The organism is Candidatus Nanopusillus massiliensis (genome assembly GCF_920984865.1).
Map to the genome: position 1 here is coordinate 175,318 of NZ_OV100765.1, position 347 is coordinate 175,664.

The 347-nt window shown below is 19.3% G+C and carries 2 protein-coding genes (1 of these 2 running past the window's edge); both read right to left on the reverse strand.

The genetic code is table 11. The features are described from left to right. Positions 1–12 precede the first annotated feature (12 nt). Positions 13–258, reverse strand: a complete 246-nt coding sequence (locus LUA84_RS01275; RefSeq protein WP_231434072.1) for a class I SAM-dependent methyltransferase family protein — start codon at positions 256–258, stop codon at positions 13–15. 81 nt (positions 259–339) lie between these two features. Beyond that, positions 340–347, reverse strand: partial view of a hypothetical protein gene (locus LUA84_RS05060; RefSeq protein ID WP_457913327.1) — the end only. 124 nt of this gene lie beyond the right edge of the window; the window shows 8 of its 132 coding nt (coding positions 125–132); the start codon falls outside the window, past its right edge — the gene reads right to left on this strand; its stop codon occupies positions 340–342.

The following is a 347-nucleotide window of genomic DNA, read 5'->3' on the forward strand; positions in this document are numbered from 1 at the left end:
TTGCCCTTTCTTTTATTTTTTCTTCTTCAAAGAATTGATATAATGTATTATTCCATTATTTTTTATTAGAGGTATTGCATATTCTAAAAATGTATGACTTTCCTTTGCTAATGGCATTATAATTCTATCAAAATTTTTATTAAATTTTTCTAAATTTTCCAATTCGCTAATATATCTTAATTTTTTATATTTTATATTTTTTATCATTTCATCATATTCATAAATATATAAATTGTTTATTTCTAATCCATGAATCAATTATATCCTTTATATATTCTTTATCATTTTTTATTATTCCATCTCCATTTTCTAAATGAAATATATATTTTGATACATCCCTTACATCC